This window comes from Shigella sp. FJ200513 (genome assembly GCF_040495915.1).
Taxonomy (GTDB): Bacteria; Pseudomonadota; Gammaproteobacteria; order Enterobacterales; family Enterobacteriaceae; genus ECMA0423.
On record NZ_JBDYCV010000105.1, the window covers coordinates 1 to 12,136 of the forward strand.

Consider the following 12,136-nt stretch of genomic DNA (forward strand, 5'->3'; position numbering starts at 1 on the left):
CTGATGGAAATGGAAGCCACGCAAGCACCTTAAAATCACCATCATACACTAAATCAGTAAGTTGGCAGCATTACCGGTTCCGGCAATATTATGTGCCTGGATGTGTTGCGCGTTCTCAATAAGCAAGCGGGCGTATACGACTTATTGTCGGAAGCATTTGTGGAAGTGAAAGGGCAGGATCGCTATTTTGATCGCGCGGTTCGTCGTTTACAGCAGCAGCTGCGTAAGCCAGCTGAAGAACTGGGGCGAGAGATTACTCATCAGCTATTCCTGCTGGGCTGCGGTGCGCAAATGTTGAAATATGCTTCTCCGCCAATGGCGCAGGCGTGGTGTCAGGTGATGTTAGATACGCGCGGCGGCGTACGGTTGTCAGAGCAGATCCAGAATGATTTATTGCTGCGGGCGACGGGGGGAGTGTGTGTGTAAGCGTATACGACTGATGCGACGCTGGTTTCGATTAACTAAATGAAATATGTGAAAATTGTAGGCCGGACAAGGCGCTCGCGCCGCATCCGGCATTGTTCATTTGCTGTAGATGACACTCATGCATACAGTATCGCCTGTACGCGCCAGTTATCAGGCTGCTGGTCTTCGTACATGGTAATAATGCGGTACCATGACGCACCTTGTTCATCGGCCTTTAACGCCACGATACGTTCCACGTCCTGCGGATCCCCTGAAATATTGCTAACTGAGATCTGACCTATTTCATTCAGGCCCGTCACGCAGTCAGCACTGGCGAATTCTGCAGACTGTGCCGTGGCGCTCGCAGGATAAGTCACTAATTGCAGCGAGGGTGAGGCAAGTAATTGTTTCATCGTCAGCTCCATTTTTCGTTTCCCCACATGTTGCAGGGCATTCCATCGCGGTAATAAACGCCCAAGCTTCCAGCCGGTAATTTATTGTGCACAGGTAAACGCATAGGGACGCAAAGCAATGTAAAGCTGACTATGTAAGTTGTCTGATTTATTTACGGTACAAAATGGCTTGTGAATACCACTGTCCTGTCACGATGGTTTCGTCCACCATGACGACAACGTAATAATCAGCTTTTGCAGCGACAGCTTTTGCTCTGATTTCTGCTAATGCGTCATCCGGAGAACCCCGAACCATCGTGCTTACGCTACCTATTCGCTGTAACCCTTGCGTCTGGTCGCGGCGAATCTCTTGCGGATGGTCCGTTACTGGCGGTGCTGGCTGTGGCGTACCTTGCAGTGCGCTACAGGCACTTAACATCAACACCAATAATAAACTGGCAAACCGGTAAATAACGCTATTACGTTTCCTGCTAACCATAGTGTAGTGCCTTATTAATTTAACTTTGGGGGAATGTTCCCGAATTGTTACCTGGTACGCGATTTTCGAATGAAAACGTGACGAAAGCGTAACCCACATCTCAACATTATGAACTAATACCGCCAGCAGAAACTTGTGCTAAGGATTTCTTCATGTCATACCAGACAAAAAGGAGAGACAGATGATTGAAATAGAATCACGCGAGCTGGCAGATATTCCCGTTCTTCATGCTTATCCTGTCGGGCAAAAAGATACCCCGTTACCGTGCGTAATTTTTTATCACGGCTTTACTTCATCCAGCCTGGTGTATAGCTATTTTGCCGTTGCGCTGGCGCAGGCTGGTTTGCGGGTGATCATGCCGGATGCGCCCGATCACGGTAGCCGTTTTAGTGGCGACGAAGCGCGGCGGTTAAATCAATTCTGGCAAATCTTGCTACAAAGTATGCAGGAATTCACTACTTTACGTGCGGCAATAGCCGAAGAAAACTGGCTGCTTGATGACCGTCTGGCAGTCGGTGGCGCGTCGATGGGCGCGATGACGGCACTGGGAATTACCGCTCGCCACCCCACGGTGAAATGTACCGCCAGCATGATGGGATCGGGCTATTTTACATCGCTCGCCCGTTCACTGTTTCCACCGCTGATACCTGAAACGGCAGCACAGCAGAATGAATTCAATAAAATTGTCGCGCCGCTGGCAGAGTGGGAAGCGACAAACCACCTGGAACAACTTGGGGACAGACCTCTACTGCTGTGGCATGGCCTCGACGATGACGTTGTGCCTGCCGACGAATCACTACGTTTGCAGCAGGCCTTAAGCGAGACGGGACGGGATAAACTGCTAACCTGTTCATGGCAGCCAGGCGTGCGTCACCGCATTACGCCTGAGGCGTTAGATGCTGCCGTGACATTTTTCCGCCAGCATCTTTAAACACGCAGAATGCTGACCCCTTGCGCTTCCAGTTGTTGCAGGATTTCCGGGTTAGCATTTTTGCCGGTGATCAGCATATCGATTTGATCGGCACGGCTAAAAAGCATTCCCGCGCGTTCGCCAATCTTACTGCTATCAACCAGTACCACCAGTTTCCCTACCACGCTCAGCATCTTCTGCTCTGCCATTGCTGTCAGCATATCGGTTTTATACAACCCTTCTGCGGTCAGCCCTTTTCCGCTGGTAAACATCCAGTGCCCGGCATAGAGACTGTTTTCGCTGCCCTGCGGGCTTAAAGTGATGGACTGACTTTTGTTGTACTGTCCACCCATAATGATCACGCTGTCATGTTCTTGATCGATCAGGTAATTTGCCAGCGGTAGATAATTAGTGATGATTTGCACTGGCTTGCCACACATTTCCCGCCCAAGCAGAAACGCGGTGGAGCCGCAGTTGATGACTACGCTTTCGCCCGGATTAACCAGCTGCGAGGCCGCTTTAGCAATACGTACTTTTTCATCGTGATTCTGCGCCTGATGCAGATTCATCGGCGTCCAGCGCGGGCGCTGTTGGGTAATAGCTTCTGCGCCATTGCGCACCTTTTTCAGTTTGCCGCTTTCGCCAAGTTTATTGATATCGCGTCGCGCAGTGGCAGGCGAAATTCCCAGACGCTCAACGACTTTCTCAACGGTCACAAAGCCCAATTGTGCGAGCATTTCCAGGAGGATTTGATGTCTTTGTGCTTCAGTCATGAGCTATTCCGATAAAATTTGATTTTTTTAGATGATATTTGAAATAGCCAGGAAATACTACGCCGGATAGCGCGAACTTCTCCACGCTATCCGGTATAAACGACAGATTACAGGAATGACTTGAACGGCAGATCCGGTTCAATAGTGAAGCAATCATCGAAACCGCGCGGATAGTGGTACTCGAAGTTGTCTTTATCCAGCGGCCAGGTAAATTTGCCGCCAACCTGCCAGATAAACGGCTTGAAGCCATACTTCAGACGATCTTTTTTGATCTCCCACAGCACGCGGATCTCTTGCGGATCGGCCTGGAAGTTTGACCAGATGTCGTGGTGGAACGGGATAACCACTTTCGCATTCAGGGCTTCACCCATACGCAGCATATCGGCGCTGGTCATTTTGTCGGTAATACCGCGCGGGTTCTCACCATACGATCCTAACGCCACATCGATCTGATGTTCGTTACCGTGCTTCGCATAATAGTTAGAGTAGTGGGAATCGCCACTGTGATATAGGGAACCGCCAGGGGTTTTGAACAGGTAGTTTACTGCGCGATCGTCCATGCCATCTGGCAGTACGCCAGCCGCTTTTTGATCGGCAGGCAGGGTGATCAGTGCAGTACGGTCGAAAGCGTCAAGCGCATGAATTTCAATGTCTTTCACTTTTACAACATCGCCCGGTTTGACCACGATGCAACGCTCTTTCGGTACGCCCCAGCCAATCCACAAATCAACGCAGGTTTTCGGTCCAATGAATGGTACGTCATCAGCACAGTTCTGCATCACGGCAGCAGCGACGTTAACGTCGATATGATCGTTGTGATCGTGAGTCGCCAGTACCGCGTCGATCTGGCGAATCGCAAACGGATCAAGAACAAACGGGGTGGTGCGTAGGTTTGGCTGCAGTTTTTTCACGCCAGCCATGCGCTGCATCTGGTGACCCTGTTTCATTAACGGGTTACCGTGACTTTGTTTGCCAGTGCCGCACCAGAAATCAACGCAAACGTTGGTGCCACCTTCTGATTTCAACCAGATCCCGGTGCAGCCTAGCCACCACATCGCAAATGTGCCAGGGGCGACCTGCTCTTGTTCAATTTCTTCATTCAGCCAGCTACCCCACTCCGGGAAAGTGCTCAGGATCCAGGATTCTCGGGTGATACTTTTCACTTTACTCATCGCCATTTACCTTCATGATAGTTCAATTCGAATCAACATGTGATTGGTTTTGATTAATCCTGACACTATTCCTTCAGGAAGGTAATGACCATTTTTTGACTTTTTGCCAGGGAAGTTGTTGTTGATTTTGAGTGGGGAAAGATTTAATGGAATGTGTAGTTAAATTAACTAAATGAATTTAAATAAATAATTGTTTCGTTGTGTGAATCCCACTCTATCCATGTGGAATTATTTGCGGGTCGCGTCACATTTAATCATAAATAATCTTGTTGTGATTACTTTTGAAAATTAGAGTGAGTGCACAACATTCCGGGTGTGCGGAATACCCGGTTACCTCTTCTTCAGGAGATCGTTATGGAGATCCTCTACAACATCTTTACCGTGTTTTTTAACCAGGTCATGACCAATGCCCCGTTGTTGCTGGGTATTGTGACCTGTCTGGGCTACATCCTACTGCGCAAAAGTGTCAGCGTTATTATTAAAGGCACGATTAAAACCATAATTGGTTTCATGTTGTTGCAGGCAGGGTCCGGCATCCTCACCAGCACCTTCAAACCGGTGGTGGCGAAAATGTCCGAAGTCTACGGCATTAACGGCGCAATTTCCGATACTTACGCGTCGATGATGGCAACCATCGACCGCATGGGCGATGCCTATAGCTGGGTAGGTTACGCGGTGTTGTTAGCGCTGGCGCTGAACATCTGTTACGTGCTGCTGCGTCGCATTACCGGTATTCGTACCATCATGCTGACTGGTCATATCATGTTCCAGCAGGCGGGGCTGATTGCCGTTACGTTGTTTATTTTCGGCTACTCCATGTGGACAACCATTATCTGCACGGCGATTCTGGTTTCGCTCTACTGGGGCATTACCTCCAACATGATGTACAAGCCGACTCAGGAAGTGACGGACGGCTGCGGTTTCTCCATCGGTCACCAGCAACAGTTTGCATCATTAATTGCCTATAAAGTTGCGCCGTTCCTCGGCAAAAAAGAGGAAAGCGTTGAAGACCTCAAACTGCCAGGCTGGCTGAATATTTTCCACGACAACATCGTCTCCACGGCGATTGTCATGACCATCTTCTTTGGTGCCATTCTGCTCTCCTTCGGTATCGACACCGTGCAGGCGATGGCAGGCAAAGTGCACTGGACGGTCTATATCCTGCAAACCGGTTTTTCCTTCGCGGTGGCGATCTTCATCATCACTCAGGGTGTGCGCATGTTTGTGGCGGAACTCTCTGAAGCGTTTAACGGTATCTCCCAGCGCCTGATCCCTGGTGCGGTTCTGGCGATTGACTGTGCGGCTATTTATAGCTTCGCTCCGAACGCCGTGGTCTGGGGCTTTATGTGGGGCACCATCGGTCAGCTGATTGCGGTTGGCATCCTGGTCGCCTGCGGTTCCTCGATCCTGATTATCCCAGGCTTTATCCCGATGTTCTTCTCCAACGCCACCATCGGCGTGTTCGCTAACCACTTCGGCGGCTGGCGTGCGGCGCTGAAGATTTGTCTGGTGATGGGGATGATCGAAATCTTTGGTTGCGTCTGGGTGGTGAAACTTACCGGTATGAGTGCCTGGATGGGGATGGCGGACTGGTCGATTCTGGCACCGCCGATGATGCAGGGCTTCTTCTCCATCGGTATCGCCTTTATGGCCGTCATCATTGTAATTGCACTGGCTTATATGTTCTTCGCTGGCCGCGCACTGCGCGCAGAAGAAGATGCAGAAAAACAATTGGCAGAACAGTCTGCTTAATAAGGAGTTTTGATTATGACCGTACGTATTCTGGCTGTGTGTGGCAACGGACAAGGCAGTTCCATGATCATGAAGATGAAAGTGGACCAGTTTTTAACCCAATCAAACATTGACCACACGGTAAATAGCTGCGCGGTTGGCGAATACAAAAGCGAGTTGAGCGGCGCGGATATCATCATCGCTTCTACGCACATTGCGGGCGAAATCACCGTGACCGGCAACAAATACGTGGTTGGCGTGCGCAACATGCTCTCTCCTGCCGACTTTGGCCCGAAACTGCTGGAAGTGATCAAAGCGCATTTCCCGCAGGATGTGAAGTAAGGACGCGCCATGAAATTACATGATTCGCTGGCGGAGAATAAATCCATCCGCCTGCAGGCTGAAGCTGAGACATGGCAGGACGCAGTAAAAATCGGCGTTGACCTGCTGGTGGCGGCGGATGTTGTCGAGCCGCGTTACTACCAGGCGATTCTGGATGCGGTTGAACAGCACGGTCCGTACTTTGTGCTCGCACCAGGCCTGGCAATGCCGCACGGTCGCCCGGAAGAGGGCGTTAAGAAAACCGGTTTTGCGCTGGTGACGCTGAAAAAGCCGCTGGAGTTCAACCACGAAGATAACGACCCGGTGGATATCCTCATCACCATGGCGGCGGTCGATGCCAACACGCACCAGGAAGTGGGCATCATGCAGATCGTCAACCTGTTTGAAGATGAAGAAAATTTCGACCGTTTACGTGCCTGCCGTACCGAGCAGGAAGTACTGGATCTCATTGACCGCACCAACGCGGCAGCTTAAGAAGGAATTGAAGATGTCATTACCGATGTTGCAAGTCGCGCTGGACAACCAGACTATGGATAGCGCCTACGAAACCACTCGCCTGATTGCCGAAGAAGTCGACATTATCGAAGTGGGTACCATTCTGTGCGTGGGCGAAGGCGTGCGTGCGGTTCGCGATCTGAAAGCGCTCTACCCGCACAAAATCGTGCTGGCAGACGCCAAAATTGCCGATGCGGGCAAAATTCTTTCTCGTATGTGCTTCGAAGCCAACGCTGACTGGGTGACCGTGATTTGTTGTGCGGATATCAACACCGCCAAAGGTGCGCTGGACGTAGCAAAAGAGTTTAACGGCGACGTGCAGATCGAACTGACCGGTTACTGGACCTGGGAACAGGCGCAACAGTGGCGCGACGCAGGTATTCAGCAGGTGGTTTATCACCGCAGCCGTGACGCGCAGGCCGCTGGCGTGGCGTGGGGTGAAGCCGATATCACTGCGATCAAACGTCTTTCCGATATGGGCTTCAAAGTCACCGTCACCGGTGGCCTGGCGCTGGAAGATCTGCCGCTGTTCAAAGGCATTCCAATTCATGTGTTTATCGCCGGTCGCAGCATCCGTGATGCCGCTTCTCCGGTTGAAGCCGCGCGTCAGTTCAAACGTTCCATCGCCGAACTGTGGGGCTAAGGAGCGGATATGTTGTCCAAACAAATCCCGCTTGGCATCTATGAAAAAGCGCTCCCCGCCGGGGAGTGCTGGCTGGAACGCCTGCGACTGGCAAAAACGTTGGGCTTCGATTTTGTCGAGATGTCGGTAGATGAAACTAACGAGCGCCTGTCGCGCCTTGACTGGAGCCGCGAACAGCGTCTGGCGCTGGTGAATGCTATTGTTGAAACCGGCGTGCGTGTGCCGTCCATGTGCCTTTCTGCCCATCGTCGTTTCCCGTTGGGCAGCGAAGATGACGCGGTGCGGGCGCAGGGGCTGGAGATTATGCGTAAAGCCATCCAGTTCGCCCAGGACGTTGGCATTCGCGTGATCCAGCTGGCGGGCTATGACGTTTACTATCAGGAAGCCAATAACGAAACGCGTCGTCGTTTCCGTGACGGCCTGAAAGAGAGCGTTGAGATGGCGAGCCGCGCGCAGGTGACGCTGGCGATGGAGATCATGGATTATCCGTTGATGAACTCCATCAGCAAGGCGCTGGGTTACGCGCACTATCTCAACAACCCGTGGTTCCAGCTCTACCCGGATATCGGCAACCTGTCGGCGTGGGACAACGATGTGCAGATGGAGTTGCAGGCCGGAATCGGGCATATCGTCGCGGTGCATGTGAAAGACACCAAACCGGGCGTCTTCAAAAACGTGCCATTTGGCGAAGGTGTGGTGGATTTCGAACGTTGCTTCGAAACGCTCAAACAGAGTGGCTATTGCGGGCCGTACCTGATTGAGATGTGGAGCGAAACGGCGGAAGACCCGGCGGCAGAAGTGGTGAAAGCGTGTGATTGGGTGAAAGCGCGCATGGCCAAAGCAGGCATGGTGGAGGCGGCATAATGCAAAAGCTAAAACAGCAGGTGTTTGAAGCCAACATGGATCTGCCGCGCTATGGGCTGGTGACCTTTACTTGGGGCAACGTCAGCGCTATCGACCGCGAACGCGGGCTGGTGGTGATCAAGCCCAGCGGCGTTGCCTACGAAACCATGAAAGCAGACGATATGGTGGTGGTCGATATGAGCGGCAAGGTGGTGGAAGGGGAGTATCGCCCATCTTCCGACACTGCGACGCATCTCGAACTCTACCGTCGTTACCCGTCGCTTGGCGGCATTGTCCATACCCACTCCACTCATGCCACCGCATGGGCGCAGGCGGGGCTGGCGATCCCGGCATTAGGCACCACGCACGCTGACTACTTCTTTGGTGATATCCCGTGTACGCGTGGATTAAGCGAAGAAGAGGTGCAGGGTGAGTATGAACTGAACACTGGCAAAGTGATTATCGAAACGCTGGGCAACGCCGAGCCGCTGCATACGCCGGGAATTGTGGTGTATCAGCACGGACCGTTCGCCTGGGGGAAAGATGCCCACGACGCGGTGCATAACGCGGTAGTGATGGAAGAAGTGGCGAAAATGGCGTGGATTGCGCGCAGTATTAATCCACAACTCAATCATATCGACAGCTACCTGATGAATAAACACTTCATGCGTAAGCACGGTCCTAACGCTTATTACGGGCAGAAGTAAAACACGCGCTGCGGAAATTTCCTTCCTCGGGAGATAACTGGTCTAATTCCGCAGCCGTTTTTCAAAAAAAGCCCCCTGCGAAGGGGGCAAAGCAAACTATGGCAATGTTTCGTTGGTTATACCTGGTGCTAGCGATAAATATCCGCGCTGGCGTGCATATTGCCGTTACTCCCCGGTTCCCGCATCAGAATTACGTGGTAGTACGTTGCGCCTTGCGCATCTGTTTCTTCATTTAATGCCTGACGTGCTTCGCTTTCAGTGGCGAAATTATGATTGATATAAATCACGCCTAAGCTTTGCACATCGTCCATATTTCTGGCCTGGTGGTTATTAATTTCAATGGCTGCCCATGTATTTGCACTTAGCAAAAGCACAGCCAGAAGGGCTAAAACTCGACTGAACATAGATACCTCCTCGACGGCTGACTTTGTGTGCTCTCCTCTGTGATGATCTTCTGATTTAATTTTAATCAATGATAAAGAAGTTGATGGTGACCATTTCTGATGCAGTTGTTCAAAAAAACACTGTGACGGAATGTGATGAACTTCAAATCAGCGGTTTAGAGGTTATTTGCGAAAGGGGAGATTTATTTCTGCTCCGCCCTTGAGTTTAGCGGGGTATGCCAGTACTATAACGCGTCATTTTTCAGCCGACCTTTAACACGTTCCTTGCCTCCCCGGGATTCGGCTGACCCAGACAGGAGGCTGAATAATCCGTAAGGAGCAATTCGATGCGTCATTACGAAATCGTTTTTATGGTCCATCCTGACCAGAGCGAACAGGTTCCGGGCATGATCGAGCGCTACACTGCTGCCATCACTGGTGCAGAAGGCAAGATCCACCGTCTGGAAGACTGGGGCCGCCGTCAGCTGGCTTACCCGATCAACAAACTGCACAAAGCACACTACGTTCTGATGAACGTTGAAGCTCCGCAGGAAGTGATCGATGAGCTGGAAACTACCTTCCGCTTCAACGATGCCGTTATCCGCAGCATGGTTATGCGTACCAAGCACGCTGTTACCGAAGCATCTCCGATGGTTAAAGCGAAAGACGAGCGCCGTGAGCGTCGCGATGATTTCGCAAACGAAACCGCTGATGATGCTGAAGCTGGGGATTCTGAAGAGTAATTTCTGATGACCAACCGTCTGGTGTTGTCCGGCACCGTGTGCAGGACTCCCCTTCGAAAGGTCAGTCCATCAGGAATTCCTCACTGCCAGTTCGTGCTTGAGCATCGTTCTGTGCAGGAGGAAGCCGGCTTTCACCGGCAGGCATGGTGTCAAATGCCCGTTATTGTTAGCGGACACGAAAACCAGGCCATTACTCACAGTATAACGGTCGGCAGTCGCATAACCGTTCAGGGGTTCATTTCATGCCACAAGGCAAAGAACGGACTGAGCAAAATGGTTTTGCATGCCGAGCAGATTGAATTGATAGATTCTGGAGACTAGCCATATGGCACGTTATTTCCGTCGTCGCAAGTTCTGCCGTTTCACCGCGGAAGGCGTTCAAGAGATCGACTATAAAGATATCGCTACGCTGAAAAACTACATCACCGAAAGCGGTAAGATTGTCCCAAGCCGTATCACCGGTACCCGTGCAAAATACCAGCGTCAGCTGGCTCGCGCTATCAAACGCGCTCGCTACCTGTCCCTGCTGCCGTACACTGATCGCCATCAGTAATCGGTCACGGTCCATTAATACGACTTTGAGAGGATAAGGTAATGCAAGTTATTCTGCTTGATAAAGTAGCAAACCTGGGTAGCCTGGGTGATCAGGTAAACGTTAAAGCGGGCTATGCTCGTAACTTCCTGGTACCGCAGGGTAAAGCTGTTCCAGCTACCAAGAAAAACATTGAATTCTTCGAAGCACGTCGCGCTGAACTGGAAGCTAAACTGGCTGAAGTTCTGGCAGCTGCTAATGCTCGCGCTGAGAAAATCAATGCACTGGAAACTGTTACCATCGCGTCTAAAGCTGGCGACGAAGGTAAACTGTTCGGTTCCATCGGTACTCGCGACATCGCTGACGCTGTAACTGCAGCTGGCGTTGAAGTGGCTAAGAGCGAAGTTCGTCTGCCGAACGGCGTTCTGCGTACCACTGGCGAACACGAAGTGAGCTTCCAGGTTCACAGCGAAGTATTCGCGAAAGTGATCGTAAACGTAGTAGCTGAATAATTCGTTATTCAACGAGACGTAAAAACGCCGACCATTGGTCGGCGTTTTGCTTTCTATTTTTCGTCAGGCATTAATTTCGCAAGTAGATCCATTCACCATTCTCTTGTGTCCATAAGTCAGGATGGTTTGCTGGCGTTAGATGCATACGATCACTCCTTATGTCTCGGTCCTGCGGCACTCGCTCGAAACCTAAACCCGAGTAGATTGCGGCTGAATTTGATAAGGAACGTAGACCAATTTTCAAATCATGGGGTAAATCAGAATACGCGTTTAGCAATGCAGCAATGATGAATCCGAGGGCATTAGAAACGCCTGTAACAGTGTGAAGTTGGTCGATATAAAGATCGATTGTTGGTAGTTCAGATGAGCAGCAATTAGGCATTTGGGCAGGAAGGGTTACAACGTATCCTATCGTTTGGCCGGTATAGTCTGGAGTACTATAACCAGGTCCCAAAACAACCTCGTGTATTGTGTATTTACTGTTGGGTTCGAAGGATTCGACATCTTGCAATAAATATTTCAGTTCTGCGGTTAACCTCGCACCCGCGTAAGCTTTATTGTATTTCTGGGCGTGAATATTATCTAATGTAGCTTCATGGTTCCATCCAAAAGAATTATCACCATTCATTGTTACTGAATCGCCACGGGTTTAACAGACACCTCAGAGTCATTTAAGATGGCTTAAAGAGAGGTGCCCATGAGCGGTAAGCGTTATCCCGAAGAGTTTAAAACTGAAGCAGTCAAACAGGTTGTTGATCGCGGTTATTCTGTTGCCAGCGTTGCAACACGTCTCGATATCACCACCCACAGCCTTTATGCCTGGATAAAGAAGTACGGTCCGGATTCTTCCACTAATAAAGAACAGTCAGATGCTCAGGCCGAGATCCGCCGTCTCCAGAAAGAGCTGAAACGGGTTACCGACGAACGGGACATATTAAAAAAAGCCGCGGCGTACTTCGCAAAGCTGTCCGACTGAGGTACGCCTTTATCCGTGACAACTCCTGTTGCTGGCCTGTTCGCCTGCTCTGTCGGGTGCTGGATGTTCATCCCAGTG

The 12,136-nt window shown here is 51.0% G+C and carries 16 protein-coding genes and 3 pseudogenes; 13 read left to right on the plus strand and 6 right to left on the minus strand.

The features are described 5' to 3' along the window. Positions 1 to 75: 75 nt before the first annotated feature. Positions 76 to 426 (plus strand): annotated as a pseudogene (locus ABZJ92_RS17575) (isovaleryl-CoA dehydrogenase); the annotation flags it as partial. A 116-nt stretch (positions 427 to 542) separates the two neighbouring features. On the opposite strand, the gene yjfN reads toward ABZJ92_RS17575, so the two are convergent. After that, positions 543 to 818 (minus strand): DUF1471 family protease activator YjfN, encoded by a 276-nt coding sequence (gene yjfN / locus ABZJ92_RS17580; RefSeq protein WP_000811566.1) that lies wholly within the window; start codon positions 816 to 818, stop codon positions 543 to 545. A 148-nt stretch (positions 819 to 966) separates the two neighbouring features. Beyond that, a complete protein-coding gene (bsmA, locus tag ABZJ92_RS17585) occupies positions 967 to 1,296 on the minus strand; it encodes a biofilm peroxide resistance protein BsmA (protein WP_000254636.1) in 330 nt (109 codons plus the stop codon). A 181-nt stretch (positions 1,297 to 1,477) separates the two neighbouring features. Between bsmA and yjfP the strand changes: the two genes are divergently transcribed. Then, positions 1,478 to 2,227 carry an esterase gene (gene yjfP, locus ABZJ92_RS17590; protein ID WP_000569721.1) on the plus strand — a complete coding sequence of 250 codons (750 nt, stop codon included), beginning with the start codon at positions 1,478 to 1,480 and terminating at the stop codon, positions 2,225 to 2,227. On the opposite strand, the gene ulaR is transcribed toward yjfP, so the two are convergent. Continuing rightward, positions 2,224 to 2,979 carry an HTH-type transcriptional regulator UlaR gene (ulaR, locus tag ABZJ92_RS17595; RefSeq protein WP_000133645.1) on the minus strand — a complete coding sequence of 252 codons (756 nt, stop codon included), beginning with the start codon at positions 2,977 to 2,979 and terminating at the stop codon, positions 2,224 to 2,226. The two genes, yjfP and ulaR, sit on opposite strands and share 4 nt — an antisense overlap. A gap of 107 nt (positions 2,980 to 3,086) precedes the next feature. Continuing rightward, positions 3,087 to 4,151 carry an L-ascorbate 6-phosphate lactonase gene (gene ulaG, locus ABZJ92_RS17600; RefSeq protein ID WP_005053827.1) on the minus strand — a complete coding sequence of 355 codons (1,065 nt, stop codon included), beginning with the start codon at positions 4,149 to 4,151 and terminating at the stop codon, positions 3,087 to 3,089. A 354-nt stretch (positions 4,152 to 4,505) separates the two neighbouring features. Between ulaG and ulaA the strand changes: the two genes are divergently transcribed. Genes ulaA through ulaF form a run of 6 tightly spaced genes read left to right on the plus strand, consistent with a single transcriptional unit; the run spans position 4,506 to position 8,912 of the window. Next, a complete protein-coding gene (gene ulaA / locus ABZJ92_RS17605; protein ID WP_005053825.1) occupies positions 4,506 to 5,903 on the plus strand; it encodes a PTS ascorbate transporter subunit IIC in 1,398 nt (465 codons plus the stop codon). A 15-nt stretch (positions 5,904 to 5,918) separates the two neighbouring features. Further along, a complete protein-coding gene (ulaB, locus tag ABZJ92_RS17610; protein WP_000218360.1) occupies positions 5,919 to 6,224 on the plus strand; it encodes a PTS ascorbate transporter subunit IIB in 306 nt (101 codons plus the stop codon). A gap of 9 nt (positions 6,225 to 6,233) precedes the next feature. Beyond that, positions 6,234 to 6,698, plus strand: a complete 465-nt coding sequence (gene ulaC, locus ABZJ92_RS17615; protein WP_000766068.1) for a PTS ascorbate transporter subunit IIA — start codon at positions 6,234 to 6,236, stop codon at positions 6,696 to 6,698. Between the two features lie 13 nt (positions 6,699 to 6,711). Further along, complete coding sequence (ulaD, locus tag ABZJ92_RS17620; protein ID WP_000056760.1) at positions 6,712 to 7,362, plus strand: 3-keto-L-gulonate-6-phosphate decarboxylase UlaD; 651 nt, start codon at positions 6,712 to 6,714, stop codon at positions 7,360 to 7,362. Between the two features lie 9 nt (positions 7,363 to 7,371). Next, positions 7,372 to 8,226, plus strand: coding sequence for an L-ribulose-5-phosphate 3-epimerase UlaE (gene ulaE / locus ABZJ92_RS17625; RefSeq protein WP_000949545.1), 855 nt, complete (start codon positions 7,372 to 7,374; stop codon positions 8,224 to 8,226). Further along, the gene (ulaF, locus tag ABZJ92_RS17630) at positions 8,226 to 8,912 is read left to right on the plus strand and encodes an L-ribulose-5-phosphate 4-epimerase UlaF (RefSeq protein WP_001170813.1); all 687 of its coding nucleotides are present in this window, start codon (positions 8,226 to 8,228) and stop codon (positions 8,910 to 8,912) included. Before ulaE ends, ulaF begins: the two co-directional genes overlap by 1 nt. Positions 8,913 to 9,040: 128 nt before the next feature. Here the strand turns inward: ulaF and yjfY are convergent, their stop codons facing one another. After that, complete coding sequence (gene yjfY, locus ABZJ92_RS17635; protein WP_000492914.1) at positions 9,041 to 9,316, minus strand: DUF1471 family protein YjfY; 276 nt, start codon at positions 9,314 to 9,316, stop codon at positions 9,041 to 9,043. A 326-nt stretch (positions 9,317 to 9,642) separates the two neighbouring features. On the opposite strand from yjfY, the gene rpsF reads away from it, so the two are divergent. Genes rpsF through rplI form a run of 4 tightly spaced genes read left to right on the plus strand, consistent with a single transcriptional unit; the run spans position 9,643 to position 11,082 of the window. Further along, positions 9,643 to 10,038 (plus strand): 30S ribosomal protein S6, encoded by a 396-nt coding sequence (gene rpsF / locus ABZJ92_RS17640; RefSeq protein ID WP_001216676.1) that lies wholly within the window; start codon positions 9,643 to 9,645, stop codon positions 10,036 to 10,038. Positions 10,039 to 10,044: 6 nt separating this feature from the next. After that, a complete protein-coding gene (gene priB / locus ABZJ92_RS17645; RefSeq protein ID WP_001296681.1) occupies positions 10,045 to 10,359 on the plus strand; it encodes a primosomal replication protein N in 315 nt (104 codons plus the stop codon). A gap of 4 nt (positions 10,360 to 10,363) precedes the next feature. Beyond that, positions 10,364 to 10,591 (plus strand): 30S ribosomal protein S18, encoded by a 228-nt coding sequence (rpsR, locus tag ABZJ92_RS17650; RefSeq protein WP_000135199.1) that lies wholly within the window; start codon positions 10,364 to 10,366, stop codon positions 10,589 to 10,591. 41 nt (positions 10,592 to 10,632) lie between these two features. Continuing rightward, complete coding sequence (gene rplI / locus ABZJ92_RS17655; protein ID WP_001196062.1) at positions 10,633 to 11,082, plus strand: 50S ribosomal protein L9; 450 nt, start codon at positions 10,633 to 10,635, stop codon at positions 11,080 to 11,082. Between the two features lie 70 nt (positions 11,083 to 11,152). Here the strand turns inward: rplI and ABZJ92_RS17660 are convergent. Continuing rightward, positions 11,153 to 11,722, minus strand: a pseudogene (locus tag ABZJ92_RS17660) (DUF2686 family protein); the annotation flags it as partial. 57 nt (positions 11,723 to 11,779) lie between these two features. Here ABZJ92_RS17660 and ABZJ92_RS17665 point away from each other — a divergent pair. Then, positions 11,780 to 12,136, plus strand: a pseudogene (locus ABZJ92_RS17665) (transposase); the annotation flags it as partial.